A 13,873-nucleotide genomic window follows, 5' to 3' on the forward strand; every position below is an offset into this window, starting at 1 on the left:
CAATACAATAGGTTTTTTCAATAATTAGCCAGTAATATAGATTAATATTATAGAAATACCGAAAATAAGGGGGAGACCATGAGTGTAACGAGAGCGGCGAGAACCATGGAAATGCTCGATATCGTTCCTGTCAGCGGGCTGTATTCAAATGCTTTGGAAGTCCCAGTACCGTGCGCACTTGTGCCATAAGCGATTCCTCTAGCAATTTCTCCATCGATTTTCAGCCATTTTACCACATTGGGTCCGATTAGCATTCCGGTGAGACCTGTAATGACAACGAAAACAGCTGTTATTTGCGGAATACCGTCGATCATTGTCGAAATATCCATTGCTATCGGTGTTGTGATGGAGTGAGGGAACAGACTGGATTCCAGCTCAGTGCCCAGATTAAACAATCTCGCTGTAATCAAGGTGGAGATGATTGCTGTGAGCGAGCCGAGTGTAACCCCAACTGCAATCTCTCGCCAGTTCTTCTTCAAAGCTTCAAAGTGCTTGTAGAGCGGTATCGCAAAAGCGATGGTCGCTGGCTGAAGCAGCAGTGTAATCAGACTGCCTCCCTCGTTATATGCCTCATAAGGAGTGCGGGTTAGAAGCAGAACGACCACAATCACCGCAGGTACAATGAGCAGTGGAGAGAGGTAGACCTTAGGGAATTGTTTATACATTTTTTTGGCCAGCAGATATATGGCTATTGTTAACAGGAGACATAACAGGGCTGTCATACCGAGCAGCCTCCTTTCTTCTCGTGATGGCTTGAGCTGCAAGTCCAGAGACGGCCATGACGATAAATGTGCTGATGAGAATGACGAGCAGAATGCTGAGACCGCTCTGCTTCATGAGATTCAGATGATTCATGATGCCGACAGCGGAAGGAATGAAGAATAGCAGCATTTCAGCAAGAAGCCAGCTGGCACCGGCCTCGATCCAGCGCAGCTTAACGATACCTGTCTTCAATAACAGGAACAGCAGCAGCATGCCGATGATGGAGCCGGGGATCGGTAGCTGCAAGAGCTGTGCGATCCCATTTATCAGAAGTGAGATGAAGAGCAGAACCACGACTTGAGATACGATAATTACCGTTTGTTTCATGAGATGAGTCCGCCTCCTTTATATTAACGATGTCTTCAATTCGTTGTATATCATCTTAGAATGTATCTTAGTGGTTACTGAAATTTTACATGATTCATTTTCATGAGTAAAATGCATAATAAGCATGCCTACCATTCCATTTTTCTATAGAAGGAGATCTTAATTCGATGGATATTCGGCATTTGCAATATTTTCTCGAGGTGGCAAGACAGCACAGCTTCACGAAAGCGGCTCAGGTGCTGTTCATTACGCAGCCAACCATCAGCAAGACGGTCAAGAGCCTTGAGGATGAGCTCGGTGTGACCTTGCTTGACCGTTATGGCAAGAACGTGAAGCTGACCGATGCAGGTGAGGTGTTCGCCCGACAAGCCCAGGAGATTGTGACTTCATTCCACAATTTGTCTTCCGAGCTGGATGACCTGATGAATTTGAAAAAAGGGCATATTCGCATTGGGCTCCCGCCCATGATCGGCGCTTCTTTTTTTCCAAAAGTGATTGGAGCATTCTATAAGCAGTATCCGAACATTACAATCCAGCTATTTGAGGATGGGGGAAAGAAGGTCGAGAATGACATCCTTACGGGCGCACTGGACGTGGGGGTAACAGTACTGCCTGCAGATGAGTCTTTGTTTGATAGTTATATCTTCGTTGATGAGTCGCTGCGGGCTGTACTTCACCCATCGCATCCATTGGCAGAACAGGATGAAATTGGGCTTACCGAGCTTAGCGAGGATGGATTTATTCTGTTCCGGGAGGATTTTACACTGCATGACCGGATTATTGGAGCTTGTCAGAAGGCAGGATATCAGCCGCGAATTATTTATGAGAGCGCACAGTGGGATCTGATCAGCAACATGGTTGCCGCCGGACTTGGGGTTGCTCTCCTGCCGGAGACGATATGCAGGGAGCTTCGCCAGGAGGAGGTAAGGATACTCAAGCTGAGGGAGCGGATTCCGTGGGATCTCGGGATGGTGTGGCGCAAGGATCGCTACCAGTCATTTGCGGTACGAGAGTGGATTGCTTTCTCGGAGAAAATGCTTAAGCCCAAGGACTAAACAGAAGGTATATTCCCTGATACAATGACTTTGAAGTAAAGAATAAGAAATAATCAGATATTTTAAGGAGGAACGCCTTAATGAAACTGCGTGTATCTGCAGTGCAATACAAGCTACAGACCATTACCAGCTTTGAGCAGTTTGCAGCCCAAGTAGAGCATTATATAAAGACTGCTGAAGAATTTGATGCCGAGTTTATCCTGTTTCCCGAGTTTATGACAACACAGCTGATGTCCATCGGAGATAAGGACGGCAATGCACTTGGTATCGAGGATTTGCCGAATTTTACGGAGGCTTACGAGGCTTTGTTTACGAAGCTCGCCAAGCAGTACAGTGTTCATATTATCGCAGGCACCCATGTCATCAAGAAAGATGACAAGCTGCTGAATACTGCACATCTATTTTATCCGGATGGTCGAATCGGCCGGCAGCCGAAGCTGCATATCACGCCTACGGAAGTGAAGGAATGGAATATGGGAGCGGGCGAGGGACTAACGGTATTTGAGACGGATAAAGGAACGATTGCCGTGCTGACCTGCTACGATATCGAGTTTCCTGAAATTGTCCGTATGGCCAAAGCCAAGGGAGCGGATGTGATCTTCTGTCCTTCTTGTACGGATGACCGTCACGGATTCTATCGCGTACGATACACAAGCCATGCGAGAGCTGTAGAGAACCAAGTATATGTGGTTCTGACCGGAACCGTTGGAAGCCTGCCGACCGTTGACTTCATGCGGGCCAATTATGGCCAGGCTGCGATTATTACGCCGAATGATATTCCGTTTCCACCGCGTGGAATTATGGCCGAGGGGGAAATCAATGGCGATATGATCGTAACTACGGATCTGGATCTTGATCTGCTCTATGAAGTGCGGGAGCGCGGAGCGGTTACAACCTGGCGTGACCGCCGGGTGGATCTGTACCCGGACTGGTAGAGAGGGCAGGTGAGCTTGGCGGTGTATCGTAAAGAAATGTATATTCTAAGTGAGGGTAAGCCGGTTCCTGTCGTAGTTCGGAATTACACCGAGACCGACTTTGATGAGCTGATTGCTATCCAGGCAGAATGCTTTCCGCCGCCATTTCCATCAGAGCTGTGGTGGAGCAAAGAACAGCTGAGCAGCCATATTACCTTATTTCCACAAGGTGCGCTTACGGTTGAGGTGGACGGCATACTAGCCGGTTCAATGACGGGGCTTCGCACGAGGTTTGACCAGGCACATCCTGAGCATACTTGGGCAGAAGCAACCGATGAAGGTTATATTCGAAATCACCAGCCTGATGGTGATACATTATATGTCGTAGATATAAGCGTCCGTCCTGCTTATCGCAAGCTCGGAATTGGACAGCTGCTTATGCAATCCATGTACCATGTCGTTATACAGGAAGGCGCTCTGCGACTTCTGGGAGGCGGCAGAATGCCTGGGTATCATATAGTAGCGGACAAGATGAGTGCTGCGGAATACCTGTCTGCGGTCGTTGGCGGTGAGCTTCGTGATCCCGTCATTTCTTTCTTGCTGCGCTGTGGACGGACACCTGTGGCCGTCACCGAGAATTACCTGGATGATGAGGAATCTTGTCACTATGGAGCACTGATGGAATGGCGTAATCCGTTTAAGTAAAACGGAATTGATGCCAAGCCTGGAATTGAAAATTTGGCCTAGTAATCAAACTGAATGAGGAGGTAGTCATTATGGAATATATTCGTATTGTCTCTATCAAGGATCCGCTCTTTGCACAAATGCATGAGCTGATGCAGGAGGTATTTCCCCCGGAGGAGGTGCTTGAATTCTCGCTGTGGGAAGATCCATTAAAGGATCCGGGTATCCGGGTATTCGTTGCGGTGCTGGATGACAAGGTGGTTGGAGCAACGGAATACCGCTATTATCCGGACTGGAATGTAGCTATGACCGATTTTACGATCATCGGGCGTGATGGACTCGGGATCGGACCGTTTCTGGCCAATGCGCGCCGGCGCGATCTGAGAAGCCTGGCACAAGCGGAAGGCAAGGAGCTCTTCGGCATGTTTGCCGAGATCTATAATCCCTATATATCGGATGAGCATGAATTTGGGGGCATCAAGTCGATGAATCCTTATGTCCGTAGAGAAGTGCTGTCGCACTTGGGTTATAAAAAGATTGATTTCCCTTATGTCCATCCTTCATGGCAAGGTGATGGACAGGCGGTCGGCGGGCTTGATCTGTGCTTCATGCCGACCGACGATACACTAAAGGCAATATCCAGCAAGCTGGTAGCGAACTTCCTGAAGCGTTATTACGCAGTGCTGCCTGTAAAGCCGGCTGAGTGGACATCCATGGTGGATAAGCTGGATGAGCAGGAGGAGCTGGCGCTGCTTCCGCTCTAAATGGCTTCCATAGCGAAGCTGAATGATATACGGACAGATATTATGCTTAGCTTGAAGCAGATATCTGGGATGAATATAGAATAGAAATAAGCCTTCTGCTGCTGGCAGAGGGCTTATTTCTTATTATTATATTATTGTATATTTATCATTCCTCTGTTTGAGTGCGCTCAGGCAGCTGTGTTACATAGCTGTATGAATAATGAACTAAGGCAAGGGCTCGTTCGTATTGATCTTGGCTTACGTCAGGGAGCCCTGTTCCCGACACTTCCTTCGCTAGTAGAGGATCTTCAGGCAGCTGAAGGGAATCTATAAATTCCTTGGATGCTGTTTCTTCAATCTCGGGCAGCTTATGCTGCGTGCCATCTTCAAATCCACTGCCGGGGATGAACATTCCCTCCTGGCTGATGAATGATCCGGTCGGCAGATAATAGCGTTCAGGCAGCAGATTCGGCTGTCCGCTCAGCAGATCCTGACCGAAATGAATATAATCGTCCATCGATATGCCCAGCAGGCTTGCAACCGTAGGCACAATATCGACTTGACCGCCAAGCTGATCGACTCTAGCACCATCAATGGCACCAGGGACAGAAATAACAAGCGGAATATTGATCATGTCTGCCTTGGAATATTCGCGTCCGTATATTTCCTTCATCAGTGCTTTGTCATCGGATTCAAGCGAGTAAATTGGCAGACCCAGATGATCGCCATACACAACGATGAGGCTGTTATCCCAGACGCCATTCTTCTTCAATTGATCTATAAACAGGCCGAATTCATAATCGGCGTAATTCTGTGCGCGAATATAATTGCCTACCAGTGTATCCTCGAAACGATCCGGCAGGTCCATCATGTATCTGTCCTCAGGCAAATGGTATGGATGATGGGCAGACATGGAAATGACCTGTGAATAGAAAGGCCGCCCTTCCTCCTGCAGTGCTGCGAGCTCCTCCGCGGTCTTGCGGTACAACACAGCATCTGATGCCGCAAATGCAATCATATCCTCTTCCCCGAAGAAGTCATAATCGTAGTAATCTCCAAAACCGAGAGCAGAGTACATCTCCAGCCGGTTCCAGAATTCTACATGGTTCGTATGGAAAGTGGTTGTATTATAACCGTTCTCCGTAAGCAGTCTCGGCAGACTTGGCACTTCATAATCCGCATACTCCTGCGATGCTGCTCCACGTGGAGGAATGTAATAGGAGGAATTGACGACAAATTCGGCGTCAGATGTATTCCCTTGGCCGACCTGCTGATAAAAATGCGGAAAATACAAGCTCTCCTGCGCCAATTTATTCAGATTGGGTGTAATTTCTTGGCCATCAATATTCAGCCCGACCAGGAAATTCTGGAATGATTCGAGCTGTATGATAATCACATTGCGGCCCTTGGCAGCATCCCAGTAGCTGGATTGGGCAGACTCTGGTGAGTTGATGCCCTTAAGCTCATTAATGTTCTCTTGTGTAATCTCTTTCTGAGGCACCGGGTCTTCGGGTCTGTCTGAAGCAATCAAGAATGCTTCGTAATTGAGTATACCCATAGATTCCGCTTGATTCAGCTCATTCATACTCGCCCGGTTCGGCCAGATATTAAATACCGTGATTAAGGCCGAGACGACGAATATCCCAGCAGCGGTTCTCCTCCCCAGTCGAGGCAGCTTCTGCGGTGTGTAGAATATCTGCTTATTCTGACGAATGCGGCGTTGAATGAAATATACAAGCAGTACAATAATATCCACAAAAATAAGCAGATAATAAGGAGCGAGCAGCGAGAAAATACTGCTGTTGACCGAAGTAACCTGATTCACCTGGGCAAGAGCATGGTAGGTAACAATGACTCCATAATATTTGTAATACATAATAGCAGCAAAAAAGATGATCGTTATGATGAGATTCGTGAGCATATAGTAACCGATTTTTCTCTTGTCTGCGAAGCGTTCAATAACAGCAAAAATCAGCCATACAAAAGGGATCTCGGTTAAGAGGGGCTGCCAGAATGGGATATTATCAAATATAGCATACCAGGTAAGGTAGCACTTGATCAGCATGATTATGGTAAAGAAAACAAACGGCTTGGTCACGAATGTCCTCCATGCGAAGCGTTCCAAATGTACCGCCTTCCTTCCACTTGTAAGCAGTCTGAAATGTAAAATAATGGTATTAGTATACAATAAGATGGGGTGCTTGTTACAGCACAATGCAATATAATATTATCCTATGGATTTAAAAAATTGTCAAAATCGGTCAAAAGGGAAGTGGACGTGGAATAGCCCGCATCCACAAGGTCCTGAAGATCAGGATCAGGCAGAAGCGGGTATACATTAAACATTAAGTCACAGTTAATCGTTCGTTAGTTATTCAACTGTGTAAGTAGTAATAAACGAAGGACGGGCAAAGATCGAAGTCGCCTGAGCCTTTAGCCCCTCTTCACGCTTCTGATGCGCATGTGCAAAGGCTTGGGATTGCTGCCAAGTCTCAAAGCTTGCTTTGGAATCCCATGCGGTAAGAATAACATACGTATCGCTGTTCAGCGGGCGTAGCACGCGGATACCTGCAAAGCCCTGCTCGTCTTCTACTTTCCGTGCACGGTTCATAAATCTCGCTTCAAACGCTTCCCTTCCATCCTCTGTGACAGGGATGTTGTTCATGACGATGAACTTGCTCCCGGTAAGGCTCCCGCTTGCATCAATCGCTTCATAGGCAGGAATGGCCGGGTCGTTGTCGACCATAGTATCCAGTTCTATCACATATCGCGTATCTTCTTCATTCTGAAGCGTGAAATAAGGGTGCTCCTTGAGTGCGTCCGAAATGGGTGATGACAAAAAGTACATATACATAACGCAGACCTCCTGTTACTTGATTTTTGTAAATCCAATATAGCCATAACTTGTTCTCTCCTCTATTTTACTAAACAGATCAAAGGAAACAAAAACGATGCCGATCGCATGAAGCACATTTCGGGTGAATCCGTTTCATCACTCAAGGTACTGTGAAACTTGATTCCGGGTATATAACAGTAAACTCAAAATCTTTACACTCACATACAGCAGTTAATGATAGGTCTTTACATTCTCTTGTTATGTTGAGGTAAAAAGGAGAGATGAGTAGACGTGGTCAAAACCTTGAGAACTTTGCTAATCGCTTCCATTATCGGAATTGGTGGAGATACGGATCATATTGCCGCTGCGAACTCCGCTGAGACCGTAGTCGTCGCACATCGGGGAGCTGCGGGGTATGCACCGGAGAATACGATGGCTGCTTTTGAATTGGCATACCGGATGCAGTCGAGCATGATTGAGCTGGATGTACAGCGAAGTCTGGATGGAGAGCTCGTCGTTATTCATGATCTCACATTGGATCGGACAACGAGCGGGACAGGGGAAGTGAGAATGCATACGCTGGCGGAGCTGAGGAGCCTGGATGCGGGAAGCTGGTTCGGAGGAGAGTATAGCAGCCAGCAGATTCCCGCGTTTGAAGAGGTTCTGGCACATTACAGCGGCAAGAATATCGGATTTCTAATAGAACTAAAAGCACCTGAGCTGTATCCGGGCATCGAGAGACAAGTGGCGGATTCCTTAATAAAGTACGGATATGACAAGATGGGACCCGGGCAGGTTGTCGTTCAGTCCTTCAACCATGAATCCATGTCGACATTTCATGACATGCTGCCTGCCGTACCAACGGGCGTGCTGATCGAGGACCCTGCAGATCTGGAGAATGAGAAGCTGGATGAATACCGTACCTATGCTTCGTATGTTAATCCACATATCTATACGGTGGAGCATTCCCTCGTTCGACAAATCCATGCTAGAGGAATGAAGATTTATGCCTGGACACTGCGCAGCCGTGAGGAAGCAGACTATCTGCTTGATCTAGGGGTAGATGGAATTATTACAGACTATCCTGATTATGTGCCTTACAAGGAAGCAAAAAAATAAGTTCGAGCATTTAGTTCATAGCGTTTAGTGCATAGAAGCCCCTATCAGGCTGCCGCGTTCATGTGGTCTGAGAGGGCTTTTTGTAGTTATTTTAGGGAATCGGATGAGCTATTGAAGAACTGGTATCTTCACCTTCATTTTGTTAAAGTGGAAAGACGAAAATGAACAGGAACGGGTGAAGCGCATGCCATATGAAATTTCTATATCCGTCAGACCTCTGGTGGAGTATGTATATCGGAGCGGCAGCATCACGGGTGGATTCCGGACGAATGCCACGATGCACGAAGGGACCCGGATTCATCAGAGCATTCAGAAGACCTATGCAGATACGGATCAAAAAGAAGTGTTCCTCAAGGGTGAGATCCCCTACGGAGATCTTCTATTCAAGGTGGAAGGCAGATGCGATGGACTTATTCAGCTGGATGGGGCATGGACAATTGATGAGATCAAATCGACAGCAGCTCCGCTTGAGGACCTGGAGGGCGGGCTTCCGGTTCACTGGGCACAGGGTAAAATGTATGCATACATGTACGCCAAGGCAGAAGGGCTCTCAAGTATGCAGGTCCAGCTGACCTATGTACGAACAGGCAGCGGAGAGCAGAAGAAGATGCTCGTTACCCACTCTGTGGAGGAGCTTGAGACTTTTGCACACGAAGTCATTGAGGCCTATGCGCCTTATGCCGAGATGCTGAGGGAGCATGAAGAGAAGCGGCAGCCGTCCATTGAAGCACTCGGCTTTCCTTTCCCGTCTTACCGTGCGGGACAGCGTAAGCTGGCTGGCGCCGTATTCAAAACGATCTCCGAGGGTGCCGGGCTGATGGCGAAGGCGCCGACAGGGATTGGAAAGACGATGTCGACTTTATTTCCGGCAGTCAAGGCGGTTCACGCAGGACATATCAGCAAAATTTTTTATTTGACAGCACGGACGACGACTCGGGCAACGGCAGAGGAAGCCTTCGCGCGAATGCAGGCTCAGGGGCTGTATATGAACTCAGTGACGATCACCGCCAAGGACAAGATCTGCTTCAAGGAAGAGGAAGCATGCGATGCCAGGCAGTGCAGGATGTGCGAAGGATATTACGACCGGATCAACGGGGCGGTACTGGATATCATGAAGCACGAGACCATCATGACTAGACCGGTCATTGAAGCGTATGCCCGCAAGCACCAGGTCTGTCCTTTTGAATATTCGCTCGACATTGCTTACGCCGCTGATGCGGTTGTCTGTGATTATAATTATATTTTTGATCCGCGAGTATCCTTGAAGCGATTGTTTGAGGATCAGAAGAAGAAGACAGCCGTGCTGGTCGACGAGGCTCATAACCTGGTCGATCGAGGCCGGAATATGTTCTCGGCTGAGCTCGTCAAATCCGTCTTTCTCGGGATCAAGGATGAGTACAAGACGGCAAATGAAGGGGTATCCCGTGCTGCCGGAGAGGTTAACTCCTTCCTGTATGCAGTCAAGAACAATTGCAACAGTGAGGGACGTATCATTCAGTCTGAGCTGCCGGAGGAGCTGATCAAGCGGCTTGAGAAGTTTGTGGAGGCTGCAGAAATAGAGCTGGTCTCCGGCTCTTCTGCGGACCGGGTCAGTATTGAAGCGCAGGAAGAGCTGCTCGGTACGTATTTTGCCTCACAAAACTTTATTCGGATGGCCAAGCTCTATGATGATCATTACCTGACATATGCGGAGATCATTCGCAGCGACTTTCGAATCAAGCTGTACTGTCTCGATCCTTCTGAGCAGCTTCGCCAGGCAGGCAAAGGCTATCGATCTATCATTCATTTCTCTGCCACACTGTCACCGATGAATTATTACCGGGATATGCTGGGTGCTGGAGAAGAAGATTACACCCTTAGCATTCCTTCGCCGTTTAGCAAGGAGCAGCTTGATGTGCAGCTGGTGCCGCTGTCGGTCAGATACAACGACCGGGAGAGGTCGAGAGGAGCGATCGCAAGACTTCTGCAGCGGGTCGCTGAGGAGCGGCCGGGGACGAATCTGCTCGTATTCTTCCCGTCTTATTCCTATATGCAGGAAGTATATGAAACCTATATTCAGGATGAGGGCAAGGGTGTCGATGCAATCATACAGCAGTCTTCCATGAGTGAGGAGGAGAGGGATGCCTTTCTGTCTGGCTTCCAGCCGAACCCCGAGCGCACTCGGCTTGGGTTTGCGGTGCTTGGGGGCGTATTCTCAGAAGGAGTTGATCTTCCCGGTGACAGGCTGAACGGTGTAATCGTCGTGGGTACCGGTCTTCCTCAGATTGGACTGGAGAACAATATGCTGCGTGATTATTTTAACCAGACCGGGCGGAACGGCTTTAACTACGCCTATGTTTTTCCGGGAATGAACAAAGTGCTTCAGGCAGGGGGAAGGCTCATCCGTACAGAGGAGGACGAGGGCGTGCTCGTGCTGGTCGATGATCGTTTCGCACAGGAGCCTTACCGCTCCTTGCTGCCTGAAGAGTGGAGGGAGTACAAGCAGATTAACCCTGCTTCGATCTAGTATAGCTTCGGACGAGCTTGATGAAGTAGAAGAGGAAGATCCAGGGCAGGATGTATTTCGTGAGCCATTCAATACAGTTCATTAAGATTGTGAGGATCACTGCAATACTTATGCCACCTATGCCTGCAGAGGCGATGAATAAAAGAATAAAGATCATGACGATGTAGAATGAGTTCTTAGCGAGAAGATTTGAAATCAGGCCTGTTGAAGTATGCTTCTGATCGACGGAGTGCTCCTCCGGATTATTGTTCATGCAGCCGAATCACCTCCAGTGGTTGTACGAGCTTGGACACGGCACTCTGGTTGAATTGCTCACGGGCGTCAGAAGACGCATAGCCGTCGTGGTAATGCATGAGCTGGATTTTGGCCTGGATCGGCAGCGGAAGAGACTTGATATCGTCCAAATGAGTGTGTGATGAGATGGTCACGTCCTGCAGATGGCACTCATAGAAAATAACCTGCACCTCGTCAGCAATGTGCTCAAGCAGCTCGGAATCCATCGTCGCATCTCCGCTGTAATAGAAGTACCCCGGAGCATACAGGCCGCAGCTCAGCATGCCGGGTACATGCTTCGTCAGTGTAAGCTCATATGTAACTCCTCCAATGCTGAAGGGCTTCTGTTCACGCAGCGGGATCAGCTCGAAATAATCTTCAAAGACCCGCTCTCCCTGTACGGTATAACGCATGCCGGGCTCAAGTGAACGCCAGAGCGGTTCAATTAACTCCTCATGAATGTAGAGCTTGGGTTTCTGGTTGCCAAATACTTGTGCATAATAACCGAGCTGCTGCAGGCCATTGATGTGATCATCATGCAGATGGGTTATAAACACATCCTTGATCTCATTCAGTTTGATTCCCATATGATGCAGCACCTTTGCATTCGATTCAGGAAAATCAATAATGAGCCGGGTGTCATTGTATAGGATCATCGCGCTGTTGTGGTCTTGTTCGAAGCTGAACATATCTCCGGTTCCTAGGAATGTAATTTGCATTTGTACGATACACCTCTTTTTCTTTTTCCTCAATTATACCCTCCCCAATATAGAAGAACGTCAAAATTCAGAAAAAGTTGCCTCCCGTAGACCAATGTGATCATTCACCTGCGTATTGGATATAATTCTTGCCATCTAGAATCCACCCTGTTCAAATCCCTTAATTGAATTCTTCTGCTAATAAATGCAGATATGCCAGTCAACAGTCATTTACTTTGCTGAACGCGCGAAATTTGTCAGTGAGAGGACGCATATCCATCGGGAGAACATTTTTGATAGCGTTCTCATTTTGTTGTTGAACTTTTAATGGAAAGGGTGTAGCTTAGAATTTGAGAATAAACCTGAACGAACCAAAATCAACCTAAAGGGAGTGGGTAAGGAAGATGAAGTCTTTTTTGGATGAGCAATTTCTACTTACGAATGATACAGCGGTTGCGCTGTACGAGAAGTATGCGAAGGATATGCCGATTATCGATTATCACTGCCACCTGAGTCCCAAGGAGATTTATGAGAATAAAACGTTTCGCAACTTAACCGAAGCCTGGCTGTACGGTGATCATTACAAATGGCGGCTGATGCGGGCAAACGGGGTTGAAGAGAAGTATGTAACAGGAGGCGAGGGAGTCAGTGACTACGATCGATTCCTCGCCTGGGCAAGAACGGTGCCGATGACGATCGGCAATCCGGTCTATGCGTGGTCACACCTGGAGCTGCAGCGATTCTTCGGCGTCTATGAGCTGATTAATGAGAAGAATGCACCGATTATTTGGGAGAAAGTAAATGCCAAACTGAACGGCGAAGGCTTTGGCGCGCGTGATCTGATTACGAAGTCGAACGTAACCGTAGTCTGCACGACAGATGATCCGGCTGATACGCTGGAATATCACACAGCTATCCGGGATCTGAACGATTTTGATACAGCGGTACTCCCTTCATTCCGTCCTGATAAGGGTCTTGAGATTAACCGCGAAGGGTTCGGTGAGTGGCTCTCCCGCTTGGAGCAGACCGCTGGGCGCTCGATTACGAGCTACGACACTTTTCTAGAAGTGCTGGAGGCAATGGTGGATTACTTCCATTCCGTTGGAGGACGTGTATCCGACCATGCGCTCGATTATGTACCGTATGCGGAGACTACGCGAGAGGAAGCGGCCGGCATCTTCGCCAAGGTGTTGAATGGTGAGCGCGCGACGCTGCTGGAGGAGCAAAAATATAAGACGTATACACTGATATTCCTCGGTAAGCTGTACGCGGCGCGCGGCTGGGCAATGCAGTACCATATCAATGCAGCAAGAAACAATAACTCCCGTATGCTCGGTCTGCTTGGCCCGGATACCGGCTATGACTCCGTGAATGACAGCCCGCTTGCCGGTCCGCTTGTGAAGCTGCTGGATGGACTTGCTAGTGAGGATTCGCTGCCAAGAACGATTCTGTACTCGCTTAATCCTCGTGACAATGAAGTGCTGGCCGCAATCGCTGGCAGCTTCCAGGGCGACGGTATTCCTGGCAAAATTCAGCTTGGTGCTGCATGGTGGTTCAACGATACCAAGGACGGCATGCTCGCCCAGATGAAGGCATTGTCCAATGTGGGGCTGCTCAGCCGGTTTGTCGGCATGCTGACCGATTCGAGGAGCTTCCTGTCCTACACAAGGCATGAGTACTTCCGCCGATTGCTATGCAATCTTCTCGGAGAATGGGTTGAGGACGGAGAGGCGCCGCATGACCTTGAACTGCTCGGCAGTATCGTGCAGGGTATATCTTACGAGAATGCGCGGACTTATTTTAACTTTGAGAGTGCTTATAGCAAGGTATAGCAAAGTGTGTGTGACGGCACTGGATTAATCTGCGACAAGAAGAGTTAAGAATAATAGATTTGCGATGGGCGGCTGTGACTATAGAGTCACGGTCGTCTTTTTTTATATAGATTACGAGAATGTG

13 protein-coding genes are annotated in these 13,873 nt (G+C 48.3%); 7 read left to right on the top strand and 6 right to left on the bottom strand.

Features of this window, described 5'->3' with window-relative positions; genetic code table 11:
* Positions 1-47: 47 nt before the first annotated feature.
* Together ACFQ3J_RS17365 and ACFQ3J_RS17370 are read right to left on the bottom strand one after the other, a co-directional pair.
* Positions 48-722: a CidB/LrgB family autolysis modulator gene (locus ACFQ3J_RS17365; RefSeq protein WP_251582967.1), complete on the bottom strand. Its 675-nt coding sequence runs from the start codon at positions 720-722 to the stop codon at positions 48-50.
* Complete coding sequence (locus tag ACFQ3J_RS17370; RefSeq protein WP_311286773.1) at positions 658-1,089, bottom strand: CidA/LrgA family protein; 432 nt, start codon at positions 1,087-1,089, stop codon at positions 658-660. The genes ACFQ3J_RS17365 and ACFQ3J_RS17370 overlap by 65 nt, the downstream gene beginning before the upstream one ends.
* 167 nt (positions 1,090-1,256) lie before the next feature.
* Here ACFQ3J_RS17370 and cidR point away from each other — a divergent pair, with 167 nt between their 5' ends.
* The 4 genes from cidR (at position 1,257) to ACFQ3J_RS17390 (ending at position 4,506) form a co-directional block, all read left to right on the top strand.
* On the top strand, positions 1,257-2,144 hold the full coding sequence (cidR, locus tag ACFQ3J_RS17375; protein ID WP_091160185.1) for a cidABC operon transcriptional activator CidR: 888 nt from the start codon (positions 1,257-1,259) through the stop codon (positions 2,142-2,144).
* A gap of 80 nt (positions 2,145-2,224) precedes the next feature.
* Positions 2,225-3,079 (top strand): carbon-nitrogen hydrolase family protein, encoded by an 855-nt coding sequence (locus ACFQ3J_RS17380; protein WP_251582965.1) that lies wholly within the window; start codon positions 2,225-2,227, stop codon positions 3,077-3,079.
* Positions 3,080-3,100: 21 nt separating this feature from the next.
* A complete protein-coding gene (locus tag ACFQ3J_RS17385; protein ID WP_251583182.1) occupies positions 3,101-3,763 on the top strand; it encodes a GNAT family N-acetyltransferase in 663 nt (220 codons plus the stop codon).
* 71 nt (positions 3,764-3,834) lie between these two features.
* Positions 3,835-4,506, top strand: coding sequence for a GNAT family acetyltransferase (locus ACFQ3J_RS17390; protein WP_091160189.1), 672 nt, complete (start codon positions 3,835-3,837; stop codon positions 4,504-4,506).
* A gap of 145 nt (positions 4,507-4,651) precedes the next feature.
* Here the strand turns inward: ACFQ3J_RS17390 and ACFQ3J_RS17395 are convergent, their stop codons facing one another.
* The gene (locus tag ACFQ3J_RS17395) at positions 4,652-6,550 is read right to left on the bottom strand and encodes an LTA synthase family protein (protein WP_091160282.1); all 1,899 of its coding nucleotides are present in this window, start codon (positions 6,548-6,550) and stop codon (positions 4,652-4,654) included.
* A gap of 306 nt (positions 6,551-6,856) precedes the next feature.
* Positions 6,857-7,339 carry an antibiotic biosynthesis monooxygenase family protein gene (locus ACFQ3J_RS17400; RefSeq protein ID WP_091160191.1) on the bottom strand — a complete coding sequence of 161 codons (483 nt, stop codon included), beginning with the start codon at positions 7,337-7,339 and terminating at the stop codon, positions 6,857-6,859.
* Positions 7,340-7,612: 273 nt separating this feature from the next.
* Between ACFQ3J_RS17400 and ACFQ3J_RS17405 the strand changes: the two genes are divergently transcribed.
* Both ACFQ3J_RS17405 and ACFQ3J_RS17410 read left to right on the top strand, forming a co-directional pair.
* A complete protein-coding gene (locus ACFQ3J_RS17405; RefSeq protein ID WP_091160192.1) occupies positions 7,613-8,440 on the top strand; it encodes a glycerophosphodiester phosphodiesterase in 828 nt (275 codons plus the stop codon).
* A 184-nt stretch (positions 8,441-8,624) separates the two neighbouring features.
* Entirely contained in the window at positions 8,625-10,946 is a 2,322-nt protein-coding gene (locus ACFQ3J_RS17410; RefSeq protein WP_091160194.1) for an ATP-dependent DNA helicase, read from the top strand.
* On the opposite strand, the gene ACFQ3J_RS17415 is transcribed toward ACFQ3J_RS17410, so the two are convergent.
* Together ACFQ3J_RS17415 and ACFQ3J_RS17420 are read right to left on the bottom strand one after the other, a co-directional pair.
* Positions 10,927-11,199, bottom strand: coding sequence for a hypothetical protein (locus tag ACFQ3J_RS17415; RefSeq protein ID WP_091160195.1), 273 nt, complete (start codon positions 11,197-11,199; stop codon positions 10,927-10,929). The genes ACFQ3J_RS17410 and ACFQ3J_RS17415 overlap by 20 nt on opposite strands.
* Positions 11,189-11,971, bottom strand: coding sequence for an MBL fold metallo-hydrolase (locus ACFQ3J_RS17420; RefSeq protein ID WP_251582963.1), 783 nt, complete (start codon positions 11,969-11,971; stop codon positions 11,189-11,191). The genes ACFQ3J_RS17415 and ACFQ3J_RS17420 overlap by 11 nt, the downstream gene beginning before the upstream one ends.
* 350 nt (positions 11,972-12,321) lie before the next feature.
* Between ACFQ3J_RS17420 and uxaC the strand changes: the two genes are divergently transcribed.
* Entirely contained in the window at positions 12,322-13,749 is a 1,428-nt protein-coding gene (uxaC, locus tag ACFQ3J_RS17425; protein ID WP_251582961.1) for a glucuronate isomerase, read from the top strand.
* Positions 13,750-13,873 lie beyond the last annotated feature (124 nt).

The sequence above is a fragment of the Paenibacillus provencensis genome (genome assembly GCF_042678545.1).
Classification (GTDB): Bacteria; Bacillota; Bacilli; order Paenibacillales; family Paenibacillaceae; genus Paenibacillus; species Paenibacillus provencensis.